18 protein-coding genes are annotated in these 21,350 nt (G+C 72.4%); 9 read left to right on the forward strand and 9 right to left on the reverse strand.

Going from position 1 to position 21,350, the window contains the following annotated elements:
* The first annotated feature begins 29 nt into the window (after positions 1 to 29).
* The 3 genes from ACZ4NT_RS19055 (at position 30) to ACZ4NT_RS19065 (ending at position 4,610) form a co-directional block, all read left to right on the forward strand.
* On the forward strand, positions 30 to 1,829 hold the full coding sequence (locus ACZ4NT_RS19055; RefSeq protein ID WP_467726450.1) for a DEAD/DEAH box helicase: 1,800 nt from the start codon (positions 30 to 32) through the stop codon (positions 1,827 to 1,829).
* Between the two features lie 446 nt (positions 1,830 to 2,275).
* Positions 2,276 to 2,917, forward strand: a complete 642-nt coding sequence (locus ACZ4NT_RS19060; protein ID WP_121402669.1) for a helix-turn-helix domain-containing protein — start codon at positions 2,276 to 2,278, stop codon at positions 2,915 to 2,917.
* Between the two features lie 904 nt (positions 2,918 to 3,821).
* Positions 3,822 to 4,610 carry a S16 family serine protease gene (locus tag ACZ4NT_RS19065; protein ID WP_121402671.1) on the forward strand — a complete coding sequence of 263 codons (789 nt, stop codon included), beginning with the start codon at positions 3,822 to 3,824 and terminating at the stop codon, positions 4,608 to 4,610.
* Between the two features lie 33 nt (positions 4,611 to 4,643).
* Here ACZ4NT_RS19065 and ACZ4NT_RS19070 read toward each other — a convergent pair whose 3' ends face one another.
* The 5 genes from ACZ4NT_RS19070 to ACZ4NT_RS19090 are packed head-to-tail and all read right to left on the reverse strand — an operon-like array spanning position 4,644 to position 8,939.
* Positions 4,644 to 5,606: a glycine betaine ABC transporter substrate-binding protein gene (locus ACZ4NT_RS19070; protein WP_183116833.1), complete on the reverse strand. Its 963-nt coding sequence runs from the start codon at positions 5,604 to 5,606 to the stop codon at positions 4,644 to 4,646.
* The gene (locus ACZ4NT_RS19075; protein ID WP_121402674.1) at positions 5,606 to 6,499 is read right to left on the reverse strand and encodes an ABC transporter permease; all 894 of its coding nucleotides are present in this window, start codon (positions 6,497 to 6,499) and stop codon (positions 5,606 to 5,608) included. Before ACZ4NT_RS19075 ends, ACZ4NT_RS19070 begins: the two co-directional genes overlap by 1 nt.
* The gene (locus tag ACZ4NT_RS19080; RefSeq protein ID WP_467726453.1) at positions 6,496 to 7,782 is read right to left on the reverse strand and encodes a betaine/proline/choline family ABC transporter ATP-binding protein; all 1,287 of its coding nucleotides are present in this window, start codon (positions 7,780 to 7,782) and stop codon (positions 6,496 to 6,498) included. Before ACZ4NT_RS19080 ends, ACZ4NT_RS19075 begins: the two co-directional genes overlap by 4 nt.
* Positions 7,775 to 8,422, reverse strand: a complete 648-nt coding sequence (locus ACZ4NT_RS19085) for an ABC transporter permease (protein WP_121402679.1) — start codon at positions 8,420 to 8,422, stop codon at positions 7,775 to 7,777. Before ACZ4NT_RS19085 ends, ACZ4NT_RS19080 begins: the two co-directional genes overlap by 8 nt.
* 46 nt (positions 8,423 to 8,468) lie before the next feature.
* On the reverse strand, positions 8,469 to 8,939 hold the full coding sequence (locus tag ACZ4NT_RS19090) for an Lrp/AsnC family transcriptional regulator (RefSeq protein ID WP_183116834.1): 471 nt from the start codon (positions 8,937 to 8,939) through the stop codon (positions 8,469 to 8,471).
* A gap of 122 nt (positions 8,940 to 9,061) precedes the next feature.
* Between ACZ4NT_RS19090 and hppD the strand changes: the two genes are divergently transcribed.
* Entirely contained in the window at positions 9,062 to 10,207 is a 1,146-nt protein-coding gene (gene hppD / locus ACZ4NT_RS19095) for a 4-hydroxyphenylpyruvate dioxygenase (RefSeq protein WP_121402680.1), read from the forward strand.
* 15 nt (positions 10,208 to 10,222) lie between these two features.
* Here the strand turns inward: hppD and ACZ4NT_RS19100 are convergent, their stop codons facing one another.
* Entirely contained in the window at positions 10,223 to 11,767 is a 1,545-nt protein-coding gene (locus tag ACZ4NT_RS19100) for a tetratricopeptide repeat protein (protein WP_467726456.1), read from the reverse strand.
* Positions 11,768 to 11,859: 92 nt separating this feature from the next.
* Here ACZ4NT_RS19100 and ACZ4NT_RS19105 point away from each other — a divergent pair, with 92 nt between their 5' ends.
* Complete coding sequence (locus ACZ4NT_RS19105; protein ID WP_121402684.1) at positions 11,860 to 13,266, forward strand: FAD-linked oxidase C-terminal domain-containing protein; 1,407 nt, start codon at positions 11,860 to 11,862, stop codon at positions 13,264 to 13,266.
* A 95-nt stretch (positions 13,267 to 13,361) separates the two neighbouring features.
* Here ACZ4NT_RS19105 and ACZ4NT_RS19110 read toward each other — a convergent pair whose 3' ends face one another.
* Positions 13,362 to 13,835, reverse strand: coding sequence for an SsgA family sporulation/cell division regulator (locus tag ACZ4NT_RS19110; protein ID WP_467726458.1), 474 nt, complete (start codon positions 13,833 to 13,835; stop codon positions 13,362 to 13,364).
* Positions 13,836 to 14,103: 268 nt separating this feature from the next.
* On the opposite strand from ACZ4NT_RS19110, the gene ACZ4NT_RS19115 reads away from it, so the two are divergent.
* Positions 14,104 to 15,882 carry an RDD family protein gene (locus ACZ4NT_RS19115; protein ID WP_467726460.1) on the forward strand — a complete coding sequence of 593 codons (1,779 nt, stop codon included), beginning with the start codon at positions 14,104 to 14,106 and terminating at the stop codon, positions 15,880 to 15,882.
* A 68-nt stretch (positions 15,883 to 15,950) separates the two neighbouring features.
* Entirely contained in the window at positions 15,951 to 16,691 is a 741-nt protein-coding gene (locus ACZ4NT_RS19120) for an RDD family protein (RefSeq protein WP_121402689.1), read from the forward strand.
* Between the two features lie 54 nt (positions 16,692 to 16,745).
* On the opposite strand, the gene ACZ4NT_RS19125 is transcribed toward ACZ4NT_RS19120, so the two are convergent.
* Positions 16,746 to 17,024, reverse strand: a complete 279-nt coding sequence (locus ACZ4NT_RS19125) for a hypothetical protein (protein ID WP_121402691.1) — start codon at positions 17,022 to 17,024, stop codon at positions 16,746 to 16,748.
* A 447-nt stretch (positions 17,025 to 17,471) separates the two neighbouring features.
* Between ACZ4NT_RS19125 and ACZ4NT_RS19130 the strand changes: the two genes are divergently transcribed.
* Together ACZ4NT_RS19130 and ACZ4NT_RS19135 are read left to right on the forward strand one after the other, a co-directional pair.
* The gene (locus tag ACZ4NT_RS19130; RefSeq protein ID WP_467726463.1) at positions 17,472 to 19,817 is read left to right on the forward strand and encodes an immune inhibitor A domain-containing protein; all 2,346 of its coding nucleotides are present in this window, start codon (positions 17,472 to 17,474) and stop codon (positions 19,815 to 19,817) included.
* A 121-nt stretch (positions 19,818 to 19,938) separates the two neighbouring features.
* Positions 19,939 to 20,280, forward strand: a complete 342-nt coding sequence (locus ACZ4NT_RS19135; protein ID WP_121402695.1) for a hypothetical protein — start codon at positions 19,939 to 19,941, stop codon at positions 20,278 to 20,280.
* Positions 20,281 to 20,381: 101 nt separating this feature from the next.
* Here the strand turns inward: ACZ4NT_RS19135 and ACZ4NT_RS19140 are convergent, their stop codons facing one another.
* Positions 20,382 to 20,966, reverse strand: coding sequence for a nicotinamidase (locus tag ACZ4NT_RS19140; protein WP_121402697.1), 585 nt, complete (start codon positions 20,964 to 20,966; stop codon positions 20,382 to 20,384).
* Positions 20,967 to 21,350: the final 384 nt, after the last annotated feature.

Genomic DNA, 21,350 nt, shown 5'->3' on the forward strand with positions numbered 1-21,350 from the left:
CCCTCGGACCGACCCACCCCACGGAGACCGTGACTACCACCGCCGCCTCTTCCCCCACCTCCCACCACCTCTCACCTGCCTTTCCCGGCCGCGCCCCCTGGGGCACCGCGAACAAGCTGCGTGCCTGGCAGCAGGGAGCGATGGAGAGGTACATCCAGGAGCAGCCGCGCGACTTCCTGGCCGTCGCCACCCCCGGGGCCGGCAAGACGACCTTCGCGCTGACGCTCGCGTCCTGGCTGCTGCACCACCACGTCGTGCAGCAGGTGACCGTGGTCGCGCCCACCGAGCACCTGAAGAAGCAGTGGGCCGAGGCGGCGGCGCGGATAGGGATCAAGCTGGACCCCGAGTACAGCGCGGGGCCGCTCGGCAAGGACTACCAGGGCGTCGCCGTCACGTACGCCGGTGTCGGCGTGCGCCCGATGCTGCACCGCAACCGCGTCGAGCAGCGCAAGACCCTCGTCATCCTCGACGAGATCCACCACGCCGGCGACAGCAAGTCGTGGGGCGAGGCATGCCTGGAGGCGTTCGAGCCGGCCACCCGCCGACTCGCGCTCACCGGTACGCCGTTCCGTTCCGACACCAACCCCATCCCCTTCGTGACGTACGAGGAGGGGAACGACGGGATCCGGCGGTCCTCGGCCGACTACACCTACGGCTACGGCAGCGCCCTCGGCGACGGCGTCGTGCGGCCCGTCATCTTCCTCTCCTACAGCGGCAACATGCGGTGGCGGACGAAAGCGGGGGACGAGATCGCCGCCCGCCTCGGCGAGCCCATGACCAAGGACGCCGTCAGCCAGGCCTGGCGCACCGCCCTCGATCCGCGCGGCGAGTGGATGCCGAGCGTGCTGCGCGCCGCCGACCAGCGCCTCACCGAGGTGCGCAAGGGCATCCCGGACGCCGGCGGCCTCGTCATCGCCTCCGACCAGGACTCGGCGCGCTCCTACGCGAAGCTGATCCGCGAGATCACCGGCAGCAAGGCGACCGTCGTGCTCTCCGACGACACCGGCGCCTCGAACCGCATCGACGAGTTCAGCCAGAGCGACGACCGCTGGATGGTCGCCGTCCGCATGGTGTCGGAGGGCGTGGACGTACCCCGCCTGGCGGTCGGGGTGTACGCCACCACGATCTCGACGCCGCTCTTCTTCGCGCAGGCCGTGGGCCGTTTCGTGCGGTCCCGGCGGCGCGGCGAGACCGCCTCCGTCTTCCTGCCCACCATCCCCGACCTCCTCGGTTTCGCGAACGAGATGGAGGTCGAGCGCGACCACGTCCTCGACAAGCCCAAGAAGGAGGGCGAGGAGGACCCGTACGCCGAGTCCGAGAAGGAGATGGAGGAGGCGAACCGGGAGGAGGACGAGGACACCGGCGAGCAGGACATGCTGCCGTTCGAGGCACTGGAGTCCGACGCCGTCTTCGACCGGGTCCTCTACGACGGCGCCGAGTTCGGCATGCAGGCGCATCCCGGCAGCGAGGAGGAGCAGGACTACCTGGGCATCCCGGGCCTCCTCGAACCCGACCAGGTGCAGATGCTGCTCCAGAAGCGGCAGGCCCGGCAGATCGCGCACAGCCGCAAGAAGCCGGACGAGGAGGCCGACCTCCTCGAACTCCCCGCGGAGCGACGGTCGGTCGTCTCCCACAAGGAGATGATGGAGCTCCGCAAGCAGCTCAACACGATGGTCGGCGCGTACGTCCACCAGAGCGGCAAGCCCCACGGCGTGATCCACACCGAGCTGCGCCGCGTCTGCGGCGGCCCGCCGAGCGCCGAGGCCACGGCCGGTCAGCTGCGCCAGCGCATTGCCAAGGTCCAGGAGTGGGCCACGCGCATGCGGTGACGCCGCGGGTGCGCCCGCCGGGACGGCCGGCGGAGCCACTGGTCCCTAGGCGCAATCCCGGCTGCCGCCAGGGAAGTCGGCGGGGCCGCCGGCGGCGTCGACGCCGCCGTTTCGTGACGCCCGGTCGTCCCTGCGCGCTCGGCGTGCGGAGCGGTGTGCCCAGTCGGGGCGCGCGCCGTGCGTATCGGGGCAAACAGAGACGTCACGCGGCGTACGGTGCCCGGATTCTGGACGGAGCCTTCCGCTGAGCGGACCGGCTCGCTACTGTCCCGCTACGCACACGCCCCGTGGCAGCGCCGCCGCGGAGCGCAGCCGTGAAGCGCCTCCGCCCGGGACAACCCGGGTCGCTTGCCGACCGGCGGCCTCTGACGCGCGTCGCCGACGGGACCGGTGGCGCAACCGCCGCGCAGGGGGCCGCCGACCCTCACCACGAAGGAGTGGGCGTCGTGACCGCGGAGACCTCCCAGACGCTCGACAGGGGACTGCGTGTCCTCAAGCTGCTCGCCGACACGGATCACGGGCTGACCGTCACCGAACTCTCGAACAAGCTCGGCGTGAACCGGACCGTTGTGTACCGGTTGCTCGCCACTCTGGAGCAGCACGCTCTCGTGCGCCGTGATCTGGGCGGCCGCGCCCGGGTCGGGCTGGGTGTACTGCGTCTGGGCCGACAGGTGCATCCTCTGGTGCGGGAAGCCGCGCTGCCCGCGCTGCGGGCGCTCGCGGAGGACATAGGCGCGACCGCGCACCTCACCCTCGTCGACGGGACCGAGGCCCTCGCCGTCGCCGTCGTCGAGCCGACGTGGACCGACTACCACGTCGCCTACCGCGCCGGTTTCCGGCATCCGCTGGACCGGGGTGCCGCGGGCCGCGCCATCCTCGCGGCCCGGCAGGCGCCGGTGACCGAGCCGGGGTACACCCTGACCCACGGCGAGCTGGAAGCGGGGGCGAGCGGAGCCGCCGCGCCCCTCATCGGCGTGACCGGGGTCGAGGGCAGTGTCGGGGTCGTCATGCTGGCGGACTCCGTGCCCGAGCGGGTGGGGCCGCGGGTGGTCGACGCGGCCCGAGAGGTGGCCGACGCCCTGCGCTGACGCTCCCGGCCATGACGGGACCCGCGCCCGGCCCCGACGGGACCCGCGCGGCCCCGACGGGACCCGCGCGGCCCCGACGGGACCCCCGCTTGGTCTTGCTTGACGGGGTCCGCCCGGCCTTGATGGGGTCTGCCCGGCCGTGACGGGACCCGCCTGGCCTTGACGGGGTCTGCCCGGCCTTGATGGGGTCTGCCCGGCCGTGACGGGACCCGCCTGGCCTTGACGGGGTCTGCCCGGCCTTGATGGGGTCTGCCCGGCCGTGACGGGACCCGCCTGGCCTTGACGGGGTCCGCCCGGCCTCGACGGGGTCCGCCCGGCCTCGACCGGACCCCACCCCGACGGAACCCGCCTGGCTTCGACGCGCCTCGACCGGACCCCACCCCGACGGAACCCGTTCCGCCTCGACGGAACCCGCCCCGACCCCACCGAACCGGGGCGGGCTCACGACGCCCGTCCCCGGGCTGCCGGGAGGAGTCCGGCCGGTCCGGCGGGCACCGCCTCCGCATCCGTCGCCCCGGTCAGGCACTCACCGGGGCCCGCGGGCCCCGCGCTCCCCGGCGCCCGCGTCAACCCCGCCGGCTCCCGCGCAGTCCCCGGCTCCCGGCGCCAGCCCCCGGGTGTCCGCGCTCCCGTGCACTCACCGGGGCTCCAGGCTCCCGCGCCAGCCCCCCTGCTCCCACGCCAGCCCTGCGGACTCCCGCGCAGCCCCCCGGCGCCCGTGCCCCCGTGCACTCACCCGGGCCCCGGCTCCCGCGCCGGTACGGCCGGCTCCCGCCCCCCCGGCTCCGGCGCCACGCCCCGGCGCCCGCGCCCCCCGGGCACTCACCGGGGCCCCCGGCACCCGTGCCGGCCCCCCGCTCCGGCCGCCCCCGGCCGACTCGTGCCCTCGCGTTAGATTGATCCCGTGCTTTCTCGCCTCACGCGCCCCAGGGCCCTTGCCGTCTGCGCCGTACCCGTCGTGGCTCTCCTCGCCACGGCGGTGTTCGCGCCGCTGCCGTTCTCGCTCGCGCAGCCCGGCATGACGGCGAACGTGCTCGGTGAGAACAAGGGCGACCCCGTGATCACGATCACCGGCGCGCCGGTGCGCAGGACGACCGGCCAGCTCCGTATGACGACGATCGAGGCGACGGGCCCGGACGCCCGCGTGGATCTCGGCGACGTCGTCGACGGATGGTTCCGCACGGACCGGGCGGTGATGCCGCGGGACTCGGTCTATCCCAGCGGCGACACCACCGAGGAGATCGAGGAGCACAACGCCGAGCAGATGAAGGAGTCCCAGGACACCGCGACCGAGGCCGCGCTCTCCTACCTCCACGAGAAGGACGACGTGGAGGTGGAGCTGGAGCTCGCCGACGTCGGCGGGCCGAGCGCCGGGCTGCTCTTCTCGCTCGGCATCGTCGACAAGCTGGACGGCGACGGCAGCGGCGGCGACCTCACCGGCGGCCGCACGATCGCGGGTACGGGGACGATCGACGCCGACGGCAAGGTGGGCGCGGTCGGCGGGGTGGCCCTCAAGACGCAGGCCGCCCGGCGGGACGGCGCGACCGTGTTCCTGGTCCCGAAGGCCGAGTGCGCGGACGCGAAGACCGACCTGCCCAAGGGGCTGCGGCTGATCCCGGTGACCACGCTGGACGGCGCGGTCGACGCCCTGGTCGCGCTGGAGAAGGGCAAGGGGCCCGTCCCCGCCTGCTGACCCGGTCCCGCGGTGCCCGGCCGCCCCGGGCCCTCAGTCCTTCTTCACGAACCCCTGCTGCTCCATCCAGTCCAGGGCGACCTGGTGCGGATCCTGCCCGTCCACGTCCACCTTGGCGTTGAGGGTCTGGGCCATGTCGTTGTTCAGCTTCTTGGTGATGGGGTCGAGGATCCCGGCGATCTCGGGATGCTTGTCCAGGGTCTTCGTGTTGATCATCGGGGCCGCGTTGTAGTGCGGGAAGAACCCCTTGTCGTCCTTCATCACCACGAGGTTCATCGACTTGATCCGGCCGTCGGTCGTGAACACCTCACCGAAGGTGCAGCTCCCCTTGGCCACCTGCGTGTAGATGATCCCCGTGTCCATCTGGGTGACGTTCCCCGCGGGCACGCTCATGCCGTACGCCTTCTCCATGCCGGGCAGCCCGTCGGCGCGGTTGGCGAACTCGCTCTCGACGCAGAGCGTGACCGCCTTGGGGTCCTTCTTGCTGAGCGCGGCGACGTCGGAGAGCGTGGTGGTCCGGTACTTCTTGAAGTTGTCCTGGTTGGTGGCGAGGGCGTACGTGTTGTCGAGCGTGGACGGCGGCAGCCAGGTGACGCCGTTCGTGCGGTCGGCCTCACGGACCGCCTCCCACTGCTTCGTCGGGTCGCCGATGGGATCGCTGTTGCCGAGGTACGTGATCCAGGCGGTGCCCGTGTACTCGTACGCCCCGTCCGCGTCACCGTTCTTGACGGCCTCCCGGGAGCCGATCGACCCCTGGATGCCGGTGCGGTCCAGGACCTCGGCGCCGGCCGCCTCGAAGGCGATGCCCATGATCGCCCCGAGGATCAGCTGCTCGGTGAACTCCTTCGAGGTCACGGTGAGGTTGACGCCGTCGAGCGGGCGGCCCTGCCCGATCGAGCCGGGCCCGACGTCGTCGACCATGGGCGAGCCGCTGGTCAGCCCGCAGGCGGAGGCCAGCACCAGCAGCCCGGCCGACAGCAGACACGCACGCCTCATCACTCCACCTCCAGGCCGCGGGGCCGCAGCAGCAGTTCGGCCAGCGAGGCCAGCCAGTCCACGAACAGCGCGAGGGCGACCGTCAGGATCGAGCCCAGCACCAGGACCGGCATCCGCTGGGTGGTGATGCCCGTGGTGATGAGGACGCCCAGGCCGCCGCCTCCGCCGAAGGTGGCGAGGGTCGCCGTTCCGACGTTCAGCACCAGGGCGGTACGCACTCCGGCGAGGATCAGCGGGACGGCCAGCGGCAGTTCGATGCGGTTCAGGACGCCCAGCGGGGACATGCCGATGCCGCGGGCGGCCTCCAGCAGCGTCGGGTCGTTGGCCTTCAGGCCCGCGATCGTGTTGGACAGGACCGGCAGGATGGCGTAGATCGTGATGCCGATCAGGGCCGACTTCTCGCCGGTGCCGAGCCAGATGACGAGCAGCGCCAGCAGACCGATCGCCGGGGTGGCCTGGCCCATGTTGGCGATGGTCATCGCGACCGGCGTCAGCTTCCGGAACGCCTTGCGGGTCAGCAGGATGCCCAGCGGGATCGCGATGATCAGCACGAAGAACGTGGAGATCGCGGTCAGCTGGATGTGCTGGCGCAGCGCCTTGAGGACCAGGGTGCGGGTCAGCGCGTTCTCGGAGATCGGGTCGAGGGCGGCCTGCCGGAACCAGAGCCAGGTGGCGAGCAGCAGGACCGTCAGGACGGCGGGCAGGAACGTGAGCTTCTGCCAGCTGATCCGGCGCCGGGTGCGGGCGGGCGACGGGGGAGGGGCCCCGCCGTCCCCGGCGTGCCCGGCGGCGTCGCCCGCCTCCTCGTCCCCGCCGTCGTCGCGGAAGGCGAGCCCCTTCACCTCGTGCTCGCCCTCGGGGCGGCGGCCCGCGGGCGTCCTCGGTCCGTTCACGCCCGTGTCTCCCCGCCCTCGGCGCCCTCCTGGTCGTGGCGGGTCTGCTGGGCGCGGGCCTCCTCCATCTCGTGCTGGTGCTCCATCGCGTCCAGCCGGTCCGCCTCCAGGAGTTCGTGCACGGAGTTCATCAGGGTCTCCATGTCGACGACGCCGGTGTACTCGCCGCGCCGCCCGGTGACCGCGACCCGGCCCGCGTTGTCGGTGAGGACCGCCTCCAGCGCGTCCCGGAGCGTGGCGTCCCGGGTGACCGTGTCGTGCACCAGCGTGCCCGCCCGGGCCAGCGATCCCCGGGCCCGCATCCGGTCGCCGCGCCGCAGCCACTTGTAGGGGCGGCCGCGTTTGTCCAGGAGCAGGATCTCGTTCGTACCGCTGGACCGGAGCCGGTTGAAGATGTCCTGGAGCGGGTCGTCGACCGTGACGGTCGGGTAGTCGGTGATCTCGACATCCCGTACGCGGGTGAGGTTGAGCCTCTTCAGCGCGGCTCCGGCGCCGACGAAACCGGAGACGAAGTCGTCGGCCGGGTTGGTGAGGATCGCCTCCGGGGTGTCGAACTGCGCGATGTGCGAGCGTTCGCGCAGGACCGCGATCCGGTCGCCGAGCTTGATGGCCTCGTCGAAGTCGTGGGTGACGAAGACGATCGTCTTGTGCAGCTCGTGCTGGAGCCGGATCAGCTCGTCCTGGAGGTGGTCGCGGGTGATCGGGTCCACCGCCCCGAACGGTTCGTCCATCAGCAGCACCGGCGGGTCCGCGGCGAGGGCCCGCGCCACGCCGACGCGCTGCTGCTGTCCGCCGGAGAGCTGGCGCGGGTAGCGCCCGTGGAATTCGCCCGGGTCGAGGCCGACCAGGTCGAGCATCTCCTCCACCCGGGACCGGATCCGCTGCTTCGACCAGCCGATCATCCGCGGCACCAGCGCGATGTTCTGGGCGACCGTCATGTGCGGGAAGAGCCCGGACGCCTGGATGGCGTAACCGACCTTGCGGCGCAGTTTCACCGGGTCCATGTGGGTGACGTCCTCGCCGCCGATGCGGATGCGCCCGCCGGTCGGTTCGATCAGCCGGTTGATCATCTTGAGCGTGGTGGACTTCCCGCACCCGGAGGGGCCCACGAAGACGACCAGCTCACCCGCCTTGATCTCCATGTTGACGCTGTCGACCGCGGGTTCCCGGCTGCCCGGGTAGTGCTTGGTGAGGTTCTCCAGCTCGATGGTGGCGCCGGTCGTCGGCGCGTCGGGCGTCCCGGCCCGGGCGGGCCCGGTGCCGAGGTCGGTGGTCTCAGGCACGGATCCCCCTCGGGATGGTCAGCCGTCCGATGAGGACGTACGCGGCGTCGAAGAGGAGCGCCAGGACGATGATGCCGAGCGTGCCCGCGAGGACCTGGTTGAGCGCGTTCTTGCTGCCCAGGGAGGCGATGCCGCGGAAGATCTCGTTGCCGAGGCCGGGTCCGGAGGCGTAGGCCGCGATCGCCGCGATGCCCATCAGCATCTGGGTGGAGACCCGGATGCCGGTCAGGATGGGCGGCCAGGCCAGCGGCAGCTCCACCCGGAACAGGCGGGTGACGCGGGACATCCCGATGCCCTTCGCCGCGTCCACCAGCGACGGGTCCACCCCGCGCAGGCCCACGATCGCGTTCCGCACGATCGGCAGCAGCCCGTAGAGGGTCAGCGCGATGACGGTGGGCGGGACGCCGAGCCCCACGATGGGGATCAGCAGACCGATCATGGCGAGCGAGGGGATGGTCAGGATGGTGGACGTGGTGGTCGTCGCGAGACTGCCCGCCCAGTCGCTGCGGTAGGTGACGACGCCGATGAGCACGCCGATGAGCGTGGCGACGACCATGCACTGGAAGACCGCGCTCGCATGCTGGTACGCGTCGGTGAGCAGCTGCTGGTGCTGACTGCTCAGGTACTCCCAGAAGGTCACGGGCCTCACCCCTCACGGCGGTGTCGCGCCGGGCTCGGCCCCCGCGTCAGGAGTCTTCCGACGCCTGCTCCACCAGCGGGATGATCCGCAGCGGAACGGGGTTCTCCATGACGATCGCAGTGGAGGCCCGGACGATGCCATCAAAACCGACGACCCGGTCGATCACCCGTTGGAGATCGGCGTTCGAGCGGGCCACCAGGCGGCACAGCATGTCGCCGCCGCCCGTCGTGGTGTGCAGTTCCAGCACCTCCGGGACGGTGGCCAAGTGCGCCCGTACGTCGGCGCCTTGCCCCTGCCGGATCTGCAGGGTGGCGAACGCGGTGACCGGATATCCGAGCGCCGCGGGGTCCACCTGCGGACCGAATCCGCGGATGACTCCATTCGACTGAAGCCGGTCGAGGCGGGCCTGCACCGTGCCGCGCGCGACGCCCAGCCGGCGGGACATCTCCAGGACGCCGATCCGGGGCTCCCGCGCCAGCAGCACGATGAGCCGGCCGTCCAGTCGATCGATCGCCATGCAGCCCTCCGCGATGGTCATCCTGTACAGAACGCCCGACCCTACCGGCCTTCTTCTGAACAGATTGCTCAGTCGATACGCCAACTATTGCGCACCTTGCGGAACAGGGCGACGCTGCCGCCATGACTCAGACAACCCACCACACCCCCAGCACCGCGCGCGAGGCAGACCCCTTCCCGGTGAAGGGAATGGACGCGGTCGTCTTCGCCGTGGGCAACGCCAAGCAGGCCGCGCACTACTACTCCAGCGCCTTCGGCATGCAGCTGGTCGCCTACTCCGGACCGGAGACGGGCAGCCGCGAGACAGCGTCGTACGTCCTCACCAACGGCTCGGCGCGCTTCGTCCTCACCTCGGTCATCAAGCCCGCCACCGACTGGGGCCGGTTCCTCGACGAGCACGTGGCCGAACACGGCGACGGCGTGGTCGACCTCGCCATCGAGGTCCCGGACGCGCGCGCCGCCTTCGCGTACGCCGTCGAGCACGGGGCCCGCCCGGTCGCGGAGCCGTACGAGCTCAAGGACGAGCACGGCACGGTCGTCCTGGCGGCGATCGCCACGTACGGCAAGACCCGCCACACCCTGGTCGACCGGTCCGGCTACGACGGCCCCTACCTGCCCGGCTACGTGGCCGCCGACCCGATCGTCGCCCCGCCCGCCCGCCGCACCTTCCAGGCCATCGACCACTGCGTCGGCAACGTCGAGCTCGGCCGGATGAACGAGTGGGTCGGGTTCTACAACAAGGTCATGGGCTTCACGAACATGAAGGAGTTCGTGGGCGACGACATCGCGACCGAGTACTCGGCGCTGATGTCCAAGGTCGTCGCCGACGGGACGCTGAAGGTCAAGTTCCCGATCAACGAACCCGCCGTGGCCAAGAAGAAGTCCCAGATCGACGAGTACCTGGAGTTCTACGGCGGCGCGGGCGTCCAGCACATCGCGCTGAACACGAACGACATCGTCGAGACGGTCCGCACCATGCGTGCCGGCGGGGTCCAGTTCCTGGACACCCCCGACTCGTACTACGACACCCTCGGCGAGTGGGTCGGCGACACCCGGGTGCCCGTCGACACGCTGCGCGAGCTGAAGATCCTCGCGGACCGCGACGAGGACGGCTACCTGCTGCAGATCTTCACCAAGCCGGTGCAGGACCGGCCGACCGTCTTCTTCGAGATCATCGAGCGCCACGGCTCGATGGGCTTCGGCAAGGGCAACTTCAAGGCCCTGTTCGAGGCGATCGAGCGGGAGCAGGAGAAGCGCGGCAACCTGTAGGCGCCGGCCCGGCGCTCAGCGGCCCGAGCGACTCGGGGCGGGTGACACCCCGCCCCGGGGCGCGGGCCGCGCGGCCGGCGGCTTCCGCCCGGGCCCGGCCGTCCCCGCCGCCCCGTCCCGCCCCGCCCCCTCTTCCGCCGGCCCCTCCTCGGGCAGCCCCTCGGCGGGAGGCTCGCCCAGAGCCGCCAGCGACTCCTTGGCCGACGGCACGAGGAGCGGGGAGAACCACGGGTTGATGCGGAGCGCCTCCTGCAGATGGCGGCGAGCGGGCCCGTACCGCTCCAGACTCCGCTCGATCTGCCCCCGGTGGAAGGCGTACAGCGCGCTGCGCACCCCGCCGCCGTGCTCCTTGTCCATGGCCCGTGTCGCGAACTCCAGGGCCTCCTTGTCCTGCCCCGCCCGGTGCAGTGCCCAGCCCAGCGCGTCCGCGACGGCGATCCCGGGCTGCCGCTTCCACTCCTCGCGCAGTCGGCGCACCGCGGACAGCGGGTCCCCGTGGTCCGCCTCGAAGAGCCCGAGCACCAGCTCGACGTCGACGCCCCCGGCGGCCTCCTCCCGAACCCGCGCCCGCAGCAGGTCGTACTGGACCCGGGCCGCCCCGCCCAGCCCCAGCGACTCGTACAACTCGCCCAGCTCCAGGGCGTACCGCGGTGACGGCTGCTTCGTGAGCACGGTCCGGTACGCGTTCAGCGCCTCCGACGCACGCCCCAGCGCCATCAGCGCCCGCCCCTGCCCGGCGAGCGCCGTGTGCTCGTCGGGATCCGTGCGCAGCGCCGCCTCGTACCGGCGCAGCGCCTGGTCCGGCTCGCCCCGCTCCCAGGCGAGATCGCCCGCCCGGGACAGATAGGCGGCCTGTTCGGCGGGGGCCGCCGCACCCGCCGCCGCGTCCGCGAGGGCGGCGGCGGCGTCCTCGCGCCAGCCGCGGTCCCGGTACACCTGGGCGGCCCGCGCCATGACCGCGGGCGACGAGCGCAGTTCGAGCAGCCGGTCGAGTGTCCTGCGGGTGGCCTTGTGGTCACCGAGGCCCTCGTACGCTTCCAGCAGCTGCGGGTAGGCCGTCCACCGCTTCGGCGTCTGCGCGACCGCCGTCTCGCCCCACTTCTTCGCCGTGCGGAAGTCTCCGCGCGCGTTGGCCAGCGCAGCCAGCCCGTCCAGCGCCGTCCCGTTCCCCGCCGTGCCGGCCCCCAGCGCTGTGCGCAGCGCCTTCTCGGCCTTGGGGTAGAGGGCGGGGGCGGCCGTCCGGCGTCCCTGCTCGACGTACGCGGCACCCAGCAGCGCCCACGACCGGCCGTCGCGCGGCCGGGCGCGCACCCGTGCCTCACGCTCGTCGATGAGCGCCGCAAGGTCGGGCAGCGCCACCGGCACTCCGGCCCCGACCGCGGTCACCGCCCGGCCCATCGGTCCCGGAGCCGGCGCCGGCGGCCGCTGCCGCTCCGGCGGCAGCAGCGCCAGCACCCCGCCGAGTACGGCACCCGCCACGACGGCCCCCGTCGCCACGCGCCGCACGACGCGGGAGCGGCCGGGCCGCGGGGGAGCCGGCGGGAACTGTGCGATCACCATGCCGCTCACTGTGCGTCAATACGAAGACCGCACCCCGGGACACGAAGGGTGCCGCAGACGGGGTTCACACCGATGGCCCCGGGTGCGACGCTGTGATCATGAGCCGTATCGAAGCCCCGCGCGACGAAGCGACGGGCAACCTCGTGGACCGTCTTCTCGCGGGGCTGCCGGCCGAGGCGGTCCTGGCCGATCCGGATGTGACGGCCTCGTACGCCAACGACATGGCGAGCTTCTGCGCGGCGGGCGTTCCCGCCGTCGTGGTGCTGCCCCGCACGGTCGAGCAGGTCCAGCACGTCATGCGCGTCGCCACCGAGCTGCGCGTCCCCGTCGTCCCGCAGGGCGCCCGTACCGGCCTGTCGGGCGGCGCGAACGCCACGGACGGGTGCATCGTGCTCTCCCTCGTTCGGATGGACCGGATCCTGGAGATCAGTCCGGTGGACCGGATCGCCGTCGTCGAACCGGGCGTCGTCAACGCGACGCTCTCCCGTGCCGTCAACGAGCACGGCCTCTGCTACCCGCCGGACCCCTCCAGCTGGGAGACGTGCACCATCGGCGGCAACATCGGCACGGCCTCCGGCGGCCTGTGCTGCGTGAAGTACGGGGTGACGGCCGAGTACGTCCTCGGCCTGGACGTCGTCCTCGCCGACGGCCGCCTGCTGAGCACGGGCCGGCGCACCGCGAAGGGGGTCGCCGGATACGACCTCACCCGTCTGTTCGTCGGCTCGGAGGGCTCGCTCGGCATCGTCGTCCGCGCGGTGCTGGCCCTGAAGCCGCAGCCGCCCCGGCAGCTGGTGCTGGCCGCCGAGTTCTCCTCCGGGGCCGCGGCGTGCGACGCCGTCTGCCGGATCATGGCGGGCGGTCATGTGCCGTCCCTGCTCGAACTGATGGACCGCACCACGGTGAAGGCCGTCAACGCGCTGGCGCACATGGGCCTACCGGAGACCACCGAGGCGCTTCTCCTGGCCGCCTTCGACACCCCGGACCCCGCCGCCGACCTGGCGGCGGTCGGCGCGCTGTGCGAGGCGGCGGGCGCCACCCAGGTGGTGCCGGCCGACGACGCGGCCGAGTCCGAACTGCTGCTCCAGGCCCGCCGGTTGTCACTGACCGCGCTGGAGGCGGTCAAGGGCACCACGATGATCGACGACGTCTGCGTGCCGCGCTCCCGGCTCGGCGAGATGCTGGACGGGGTCGAGCGGATCGCCGAGAAGTACGCCCTCACCATCGGGGTCTGCGCCCACGCGGGCGACGGGAACACCCACCCCACCGTCTGCTTCGACGCGGCCGACCCCGACGAGTCCCGGCGCGCCCGCGAGTCCTTCGACGAGATCATGGCCCTCGGCCTGGAACTCGGCGGCACCATCACCGGCGAGCACGGCGTGGGCGTCCTCAAGAAGGAGTGGCTGGCGCGCGAGATCGGCCCGGTGGGCGTGGAGATGCAGCGCGGCATCAAGGCCGCCTTCGACCCCCTCGGCATCCTGAACCCGGGCAAGGTGCTCTAGGGGGCGTCCTTGCCCGCACCGCCTCCCCGCCCGCACCGCCTCCGCTCCGGCGGGCGGGGCACCTCCGCGTCCGGCGGGCGGTCGCGGTCCGGCGCTCACTCGCCGTCCGGCGACTCGTCGGACGGCCACGGGTCGCGCAGCCACAGGTCGTCGGCCGGGGTCGGGGCGAGCAGCTCGGCGAGGCCGTCGTCGATGCCGAGCTGCCCGGCCTCGGTGCCCGGGGGGACCGCCCGCAGGGTCCGCTCCAGCCAGGCCGACACCTGCGGGGCGGGCGCCTCCAGGAGGGCGTCGCCGTCGGGCGAGCTCAGCGCCATCAGCACCACGCCCCGGCCCCCGACCTTCGTCGGCCACACCCGCACGTCACCGTGCCCGCAGGGCCGGAACACGCCCTCCACGAGCAGCTCGCGCGCGAAGGTCCAGCCGACCGGATGGTCCGAACCGACGTGGAACGTGACGTGGACGGCGTACGGGTCGTCGGTGCGGTAGGTCAGCCGGGCCGGGACCGGGATGCTGCGCTCCGGCGACAGGACGAGGTTCAGTTCGAGCTCGCGTTCCACCACGGTGTGCATGTCGATGCGCTTCCTTTCCGGATACGGGGCCCGCCGAGCGGGCCCGGTACGAGTGGAGAGCGCGGGGCGCCCGGATCATTACGCGGGTTCGGGGAAGTTTTCCGACCTCTTCGCGCACTGTCCCGGACAGCTTCGGCGCCGGGAGCGCAAGAGGTGGCGGAACGTTGCCCTAATGGGGTGGGTAGAGCGGGAGCGCCGGTGGTACGCGCGCGGGTCTGATAGATGTGGACCCCCCAAAAGACCCCCGAGCAGATACGGGACGACGGACATGAGCGCCCCAACCCCGGCCCCCGGTGACGACAGGCCCCGCGAAGGGTATTACCCGGACCCCTCCATTCCTGGATATGTCCGGTACTGGAACGGTGCCTCCTGGGTGCCGGGCACGAGCCGTCCGGCGCCGACCGACGGGGTGCCCCTCGCGCCGCCCTCCGGAGGGCGGCCCGCCCCCGTACCGGCTCCGGCGCCGTCGCCCGGCCGTCCGGTCCCGCCGGCCCGAAGCGGCACTCCCGCGGCCGAGGAGACGGGCCCGCACTTCTTCGACGAGGATCCGCAGCCCGTGGCGGAGCCGCGCCGGGCGACCCCGGCGGAGGCCCAGCACGGCAGCCGTCCCGAACCCGCCTCCGCCTGGGGGGCCGACCGGTCGCGGCAGTCCGGCTTCGGCGGCGACCAGGACCGCCGGGTCTCCTGGGGCGCGGGCGGCGGCGCCGACCCGCGGGTGCCGCACGCGGCCGAGCCCGGTGACGCGGCCGTCCAGCCCGACGGCAGGGCCGCACGCACGGACGGCACCGCGACGATTCCCCCCGCGGCCACCGGCGAGGACACCCCGAGACCGCCCGCGTCGGGCGGCACGGTCGTCTTCCGCCGCCCGGCGAGCGGCTCCGCCGCCCAGGGGCCCGGCACCGCCGCGCCCTCGGGTACGCCGGGCGCGCCCCGCCAGGGAGGCTTCGGCCCGGCCGGCTCCGGTTCGCTGGGTGCGGGCAACGCAGTTCCCCCGGGGGCGACTTCGGGCCCGGCGGCGCGCTCCGGAGGCTTCGGTCCGGCCGGGGCCGGGGCCGCCGGCACGGGTGACGCGGCCCCCGCCGCGCGGAACGCGGGTACCGCCGACGCCGCTTCGGCGGGTGCTGGGGTCTTCGGACCCGCGGCTGCCGCTCCGGGAGGGCCGCGGGTGCCCGGGCCCGCGGGAGCGCCCGGCGGCTCCCGGGGCGACGGCGCGACCGGCCCGCGCGGCCCCGTCGCTCCCGAGGGCGGCACGGCGTTCCGTGCGCCGTCCCCGCGCACGGAGCAGCGGAGCGGGGCGCAGACCGGCGGTGCCGCGGCGGCCGCCCCGGCGCAGGCCTCCGCGCACACTCCGGCCCCGCCCGTGCAGCAGACCCCGTCCGCGACCGTCCCCGCGCAGTCCGCGGGCGCGGCGGCCACGCCGATGAGCCCCGGAGCCGGCGGGGGCCAGCCGTCCTGGGCGCAGCAGGTGCACCGGCTGGCGGGAGCCGGTGACGAGGAACAGCCGGTCGTGCCCTGGAAGCCGCCGGTGGACGACGTCTTCCAGGCGGCGGCCCGGGCCCAGGCCGCCGCCCGCCCCGCGGGACTCGGCAGACGGCTGGCCGCCCGGCTTTTGGACACCGTCGTCCTGGCCGCCGTCACGGCCGTGGCCGCCGTGCCGCTGGGGACCAAGGCGATCGACCACGTCAACGAGAAGATCGACGCGGCGAAGCAGTCCGGAGAGACGGTCACCGTGTGGCTGCTGGACGGCACCACGACCTCCTGCCTCGGCATCGTCCTCGGCGTCCTGCTCCTCTTCGGTGTCCTGTACGAAGTGCTCCCGACCGCCAAGTGGGGCCGCACGCTCGGCAAGAAGCTCTGCGGGCTCCAGGTGCGCGACATCGAGGGCGGCGAGCCGCCGGCCTTCGGCCCGGCACTGCGCCGCTGGCTCGTCTACAGCATCCCGGGCGTCCTCGTGATCGGCGTCGTGGGCGTCCTGTGGTGTCTGTGGGACCGGCCCTGGCGCCAGTGCTGGCACGACAAGGCGGCCCACACCTTCGTGGCCGCCTGAGCGGTCCCCGTAGCCCGGACGGACCCGCGCCGGATGCGGAGCCCGGGGGTTCGCGGTCGACTCGGGCCATGAGCACCGAACCGCCGCCCCCCGGCTCCGGTCAGTTCCCGGACGACGACCCGTTCAAGAAGCAGCAGCCGCCGCCCGCCGAGGGCGGCGGCTCCCCGTACGACACCCCGCCGCCCTCCGGCGACCCGTACGGCGGCGGTGGGGGCGACCCCTACGGCGGCGGCGGTGGCGGCGGCCAGTACGGCGGCGGTGGCGGCGGCCCCTACGGCGGGGCGGGCGGGGGCGGCCCGTACGGCGGTGGCGGGGCCCCCTACGGAGGCGGCTCCTACGGCGGCAACGACCCGCTCGCCGGCATGCCCCCGCTGGCCGACAGCGGCAAGCGGGTGCTCGCGCGCATCCTGGACATGATCCTCGTCGGCATCGTCATCTGGCTGCTGTCCTGGGGCTTCGGATTCGCCCAGTGGACCGTGGACACCGACGACATCGAGTACGGCAAGTCGTTCGGGCAGGAGCTCCTCGCCGCGGTCCTCTACATCGCGTACGACACCGTCCTGACCGCCAGGACCGGCCAGACGCTCGGCAAGAAGCTGTTCCATCTGCGGGTGGCCAACCTGGACAACGGCGCGACGCCCTCCGTGCAGACCTCGCTGGTGCGCGCGGCCGTGCTGTGGATCCCGTTCGCCTTCTGCTGCGCCTGCATCTGGACCGCGATCGCGGGCGGCTGGAGCTTCTTCGACAAGCCCTACAAGCAGGGCCTGGACGACAAGGCGGCGAAGACGGTGGTCGTCAGTACCCGTTGAGCCGGCCGTCCCGCACGCACGGGACGGCGTGACGACGAGCGGCGGGCCCGTGCCTCACGGGCCCGCCGACCCGCGTACGGACTCGGCCGAACCCACGGACGCCGTCTCGCGCCGCTGGGGCACCGGCTTGGCCACCCGTGGCTGGGCCGCCGCCGGCGCGGGTTTCGGCAGGGGGACGGTCATGGCGACGAGCAGCCCGAGGACGAGCGCTGAGAGCGCGATCACCGCGACGCCCACGCCGGAACTCGTCTGTGACAGCAGCAGCATGGCGAGCGTGGAGAAGATCACGGTGCAGGAGCCGTAGGCGAGCTGTGCGGCGGTCGGACGAGGCATGGCAATCGTGTCCTCGGGTGGGTGCCTCCCCCCGAGCCTCTCGCGTTGGGGGAGGGTGCGGATGAAGATCTGGGGGTGAGACAACGGTGTCGACTTGGCTTCCGTCGGCGTTCCGGCGCTCCGCCAATCGACTCTATTCCGCTGCATGCCCGACCGGAACGACCAGTAAGCGTGACCTAACCCACGGTGCCGGAGCACGGGGGGCGCACGGAGTCATCCGATCCGCCAACTCGGCTGCGGAACGCGCCTGTTGAGGCACTGCGGACCGTCCGGATAACGAACCGACGCTTCGCATAGTGCACTTGGCCTGTCCAAGTCAAGATCTGTCTTTTCTTCGGCAACTCCGGTCGAATGTCGTCACTTGAATCGCGTGTACGGCGCGCGGGACCCTCCATGACCAGGACCCCCATCCTCTCCGCGCGCACGGGGCGCGGGGGAGGAAATCAAGTGAGCAGCAGATCCTGGACGTTCAGAGCGGCCGCAGTGGGCGTCGCCCTCGCGGCGGCAACCGCCACGTTCTCGACGTTCGCCGTGGCCCAGGCCGATGACGCATCGTCGTCGGCCTCCGTGGACCGCCACGACCCGCAGCCGGCCAAGACGAAGGTCGAACACGACCTGGACGGCCCGCTGAGCAAGACCCAGGAAGCCCAGCGCCAGGAGGCCCTGAACCGGGTCATATCCGGCGACGCCGCGGTCAAGGACCGCGACGGCTCCCAGGTCGTCAAGCTCAACAAGAGCAAGTACGTCGAGCTCGGCCGCGAGAAGACCGACCAGATCTTCACGATCCTGGTCGAGTTCGGCGACCAGATCGACAGCAAGTACGGCGGCACCGCCGGACCGCTGCACAACCAGATAGCCGCGCCGGACCGTGCCAAGGACAACAGCACGGCCTGGCAGAAGGACTACGACCAGAAGCACTTCCAGGACCTCTACTTCGGCACCGGCAAGAAGACCGAGTCGCTGAAGAAGTACTACGAGAAGCAGTCCTCGGGCCGCTACTCGGTCGACGGCGAGGTCACCGACTGGGTCAAGGTCCCCTACAACGAGGCCCGTTACGGCTCCAACTACTGCGGCCAGACGAACTGCTCCAGCGTCTGGAACGTGGTGAGCGACGGCGTCACCGCCTGGGTCGCCCAGCAGAAGGCCGCCGGCAAGTCCGACGCCGCCATCAAGGCGGACCTGGCGCAGTACGACCAGTGGGACCGCTACGACTTCGACGGCGACGGCGACTTCAACGAGCCGGACGGCTACATCGACCACTTCCAGATCGTGCACGCCGGTGAGGACGAGTCCGCCGGCGGCGGCGTCCAGGGCAAGGACGCGATCTGGGCCCACCGCTGGTACGCGTTCGGCTCCGACGCGGGCGCCACGGGCCCCGCGAACAACCGCCTCGGCGGCGCGCAGATCGGCGACACGGGCATCTGGGTCGGCGACTACACCATCCAGCCGGAGAACGGCGGACTCGGCGTCTTCGCCCACGAGTACGGCCACGACCTCGGTCTGCCGGACGAGTACGACACCTCCGGCGGCGGCGAGAACGGCACCGGCTTCTGGACGCTGATGTCGGCGGGCTCCTGGCTCGGCACCGGCAAGGAGGCCATCGGCGACCTCCCCGGCGACATGAATGCCTGGGACAAGCTGCAGCTCGGCTGGCTGAACTACGACACCGCCAAGGCCGGCAAGAAGTCCAAGCACAAGCTCGGCGTCGCGGAGTACAACACCAAGAACAAGCAGGCCCTCGTGGTCACGCTGCCCAAGAAGAAGGTCACCACCGAGGTCGTCACGCCGGCCCAGGGTGCCACCCAGTGGTGGAGCGGCAGCGGTGACAACCTCAAGAACACGCTGACCCGTTCGGTCGACCTGACCGGCAGGTCGAAGGCCGCGCTGACCCTCGACGGCTGGTGGGACATCGAGGAGGAGTACGACTTCCTCTACACCGAGGTGTCCACCGACGGCGGTGCCAACTGGACCGCCCTGGACGGCACCGCCGACGGCGCGGCCATCCCGCGCGACGGCAGTGACAAGCCCGCCCTCACCGGTTCCTCGGCCGCGTACAAGAAGCTGTCCTTCCCGCTCGACGCCTACGCGGGCAAGAAGGTCGACATCCGCTTCCGCTACGCCTCCGACGGCGGTGTGGCGCTGAAGGGCTTCGCGGCCGACGAGATCACCGTGACCGCCGACGGCACCGCGCTCTTCTCGGACAACGCCGAGACGGCCGACGCCGCCTGGACGGCCAACGGCTTCTCCCGGATCGGCGCGTCCTTCACCAAGGACTACGAGCAGTACTACCTCGCCGAGAACCGCCAGTACGTCTCGTACGACAAGACCCTCAAGGTCGGCCCGTACAACTTCGGCTTCTCGACGACGCGTCCGGACTGGGTCGAGCACTACCCGTACCAGAACGGTCTGCTGATCTGGAAGTGGGACACCTCCCAGGCGGACGACAACACCAGCGCCCACCCGGGCGAGGGTCTGATCCTGCCGGTGGACGCGCACGCCAAGGCGCTCAAGTGGGCCGACGGCACGCTGCTCCGCAACAAGATCCAGGCCTTCGACGCGACCTTCAGCACCTACCCGACGGACGCGTTCACGCTCCACAACGCCGACGTCGCGCTGAAGATCAAGTCGCAGAAGGGCGTCTCCGCCTTCGACGACCGCAAGGGCTCGTACTACGACCCGGCGAACCCGTTCAACAGCGTCAAGGTCACTGACACCAACACCAAGATCAAGATCGTCAAGGAGCCCAAGGACGGCTCCACGATCACGCTCCAGGTGGGTCCCTCGGCGAAGTAGTTGACGTTTCCCCAGGTCAGACCATGATCGGCCGCAACCCTCTGGCGGGTTGCGGCCGATCGTGTTTAGGTGCGTCCTGTGACCGGCTTATTGACATCGAATCTCACGGGGGTGTGACCGCATGGCCGCAGGGGGTTTCAGCAAGCTGCCGAACGGCAGCGTGGTGGTGGCGCTCAACCTGCCCAGTCCGGCGGGGCACAGCGGCGGCTGTGTGCGCTTCCTCGTCCTCGCCCAGAACCGTGCCCGGGCGCTGACCCGGCTGCGCAACCTGGGCATGCGCGCCGTCTACCTCCGCGGCAACGCGGCGCCGCCCACCCCGGACGAGATCACCGCGGTCCTGCACCACCCCGACGGCCTGGTCTGGCGCACGGCACCCGACGGCGGAGTCCGCGGTCCGGAGCTCGCCCAGGAACTCTGGCACCCGATACGGGCCCTGGTCGGACGCCCGGCGCCCCAGGCCTGACCGGCGACGGCGGCCCCACCCGGCAGGCAGGTCCCGCACCCCGGCGGAAACCGCCCGGGAGGTGCCACCCTCCCGGGCCGGGAGCCGCCCGGGCCGGTCCCCTAGACCACCGGCTTGCCGGACAGGTCCACGCCCGCCTCGCGCAGCTCCTCCAGCGCCCGCTGCGTGGTCTGCTCCGCCACCCCGGCGGTCAGGTCGAGCAGCACCTGGGTGCGGAACCCCTGCCGGACCGCGTCCAGCGCGGTCGCCCGGACGCAGTGGTCGGTCGCGATGCCGACGACGTCGACCTCGTCGATCTCGCGGGCCTTGAGCCAGTCGCCGAGCGGGACGCCGTTCTCGTCGGCGCCCTCGAAGCCGCTGTAGGCGGCCGCGTAGGCCCCCTTGTCGAAGACGGCGTCGATCGCGCCGGAGGCGACGGCCGGGGCGAAGTTCGGATGGAAGCCCACGCCCTCGGTCCCGGCCACGCAGTGCGCGGGCCAGGAGTGGACGTAGTCGGGGTTGTCCGCGAAGTGGCCGCCGGGAGCGATGTGCAGGTCGCGGGTCGCGACCACATGCCGGTAGCCGGCGGGCGCCTGGCCGATCAGTTCGGTGATGGCGGCGGCCACGTCCGAGCCCCCGGCCACCGCGAGGCTGCCCCCCTCGCAGAAGTCGTTCTGCACGTCTACGACGATCAAGGCGCGGCGCATGGGCGGTGTCCTTCGGCTTGGCAGGAGGTCGTGGTGGGGTGCGGGCCCGGCCGGATCGCGCCACCCGCGGGGGCCGTCCCGCTCCCGGGGCCCGAAGGCGGCGCGGCGGTGGAGACGGTCGTGCGGGCGCACGGTGGTGGAACCGAGCGTAGAGACTTCCGGGACGGTGCGGGAGGGGGCATTCGGCTGCTGCGGCGAGCGGGGGGACGCTGCGTTGCATTCCCGCTCACCCGTCGTTCATGCGTGACCACGCGGCCCGGGGGGGGGGGGGGGGGGGCCCCCCCCCCCCCCCCGGGGAAGGGGTGCCCCCACCGCCTCCCCCCGCACTACCCGGCCCTCCCCTAAGAAAGCGGGTCCTCAACACCACAAAGTTCTTCCCCGCCC

Source organism: Streptomyces sp. NPDC026417, assembly GCF_055567695.1.

Excerpts from the sequence above, each read along its gene's own strand:
- ACZ4NT_RS19070 (WP_183116833.1), bottom strand. The coding sequence starts at position 5,606 with ATGAGGCGTGCGTGTCTGCTGTCGGCCGGGCTGCTGGTGCTGGCCTCC.
- ACZ4NT_RS19090 (WP_183116834.1), bottom strand. The coding sequence starts at position 8,939 with ATGGCGATCGATCGACTGGACGGCCGGCTCATCGTGCTGCTGGCGCGG.
- hppD (WP_121402680.1), top strand. The coding sequence starts at position 9,062 with ATGACTCAGACAACCCACCACACCCCCAGCACCGCGCGCGAGGCAGAC.
- ACZ4NT_RS19100 (WP_467726456.1), bottom strand. The coding sequence starts at position 11,767 with ATGGTGATCGCACAGTTCCCGCCGGCTCCCCCGCGGCCCGGCCGCTCC.
- ACZ4NT_RS19110 (WP_467726458.1), bottom strand. The coding sequence starts at position 13,835 with ATGCACACCGTGGTGGAACGCGAGCTCGAACTGAACCTCGTCCTGTCG.
- ACZ4NT_RS19115 (WP_467726460.1), top strand. The coding sequence starts at position 14,104 with ATGAGCGCCCCAACCCCGGCCCCCGGTGACGACAGGCCCCGCGAAGGG.
- ACZ4NT_RS19120 (WP_121402689.1), top strand. The coding sequence starts at position 15,951 with ATGAGCACCGAACCGCCGCCCCCCGGCTCCGGTCAGTTCCCGGACGAC.
- ACZ4NT_RS19125 (WP_121402691.1), bottom strand. The coding sequence starts at position 17,024 with ATGCCTCGTCCGACCGCCGCACAGCTCGCCTACGGCTCCTGCACCGTG.
- ACZ4NT_RS19135 (WP_121402695.1), top strand. The coding sequence starts at position 19,939 with ATGGCCGCAGGGGGTTTCAGCAAGCTGCCGAACGGCAGCGTGGTGGTG.
- ACZ4NT_RS19140 (WP_121402697.1), bottom strand. The coding sequence starts at position 20,966 with ATGCGCCGCGCCTTGATCGTCGTAGACGTGCAGAACGACTTCTGCGAG.